Source organism: Oleiphilus sp. HI0086 (genome assembly GCF_001635225.1).
In genome coordinates this window covers 1-1,035 of the sequence record NZ_LWFZ01000425.1, presented here as the reverse complement: position 1 = coordinate 1,035, position 1,035 = coordinate 1, and the positions used below count along the sequence as shown (strand labels likewise).

Annotated in this window: 1 protein-coding gene; it reads left to right on the top strand. The window is 45.6% G+C overall.

From position 1 onward, the window contains the following. On the top strand, positions 1–1,035 hold a 1,035-nt coding region (gene pnp, locus A3756_RS05225; protein ID WP_068553019.1), incomplete at both ends, for a polyribonucleotide nucleotidyltransferase.

Genomic DNA, 1,035 nt, shown 5'->3' with positions numbered 1-1,035 from the left:
TCGATGGTCGTGACAACAGCACTGTTCGTCCTATAAAGGTTGAAGTGGGTGTACTGCCGAATACTCATGGTTCAGCTTTGTTTACACGTGGTGAGACTCAGGCGATTGTTACGACAACGCTAGGTACCTCTCGTGATGCACAGATCGTTGACGATTATGCTGGCGAATACAAAGAAAACTTCATGTTGCACTACAACTTCCCTCCTTACTCTGTAGGTGAGTGTGGTCGTATGGGTCCTCCAGGTCGTCGTGAGATCGGTCATGGTAAGTTGGCTAAGCGTGGTCTTCAGGCGCTTATGCCTACCGCTGAGGAATTCCCATACACAATTCGTTGTGTATCTGAAATCACAGAATCTAACGGTTCTAGCTCAATGGCAAGTGTTTGCGGAAGCAGCTTGGCAATGATGGATGCGGGTGTACCTTTAGCTGCGCCAGTTGCGGGTATCGCAATGGGCTTGGTTAAAGAAGGTGATGACTTTGCCGTTCTGACTGATATCTTGGGTGATGAAGATCACTTAGGCGATATGGACTTTAAAGTAGCGGGTACTGACGAAGGTATTACTGCTTTGCAGATGGATATCAAGATCGAAGGTATCAATGAGCAGATCATGGATATCGCACTTAAGCAGGCACACGATGCTCGTATTCATATTCTTGGTGAAATGAACAAGGTAATTGATGCATCTCGCGAGAACTTGTCTGACAAGGCTCCTGCAATGCGTACCATGAGTGTTCACGCTGACAAGATTCGTGACGTTATCGGTAAAGGTGGTGCAACGATCCGTTCTATTACTGAACAGACTGGTGCATCAGTTGATATCGAAGATGACGGTTCTATCAAGGTATTTGGTGAAGACAATGCGAGTGCTCAAGCAGCTATCGATATGATTATGGGTATCACTGCTGAAGCTGAAATTGGTCAGGTTTACGAAGGTAAAGTTGAGCGTATCGTTGATTTCGGTGCATTCGTTAATATCTTGCCTGGTAAAGATGGCTTGGTTCATATTTCTCAAATCTCAAATGAGCGTGTTGAGA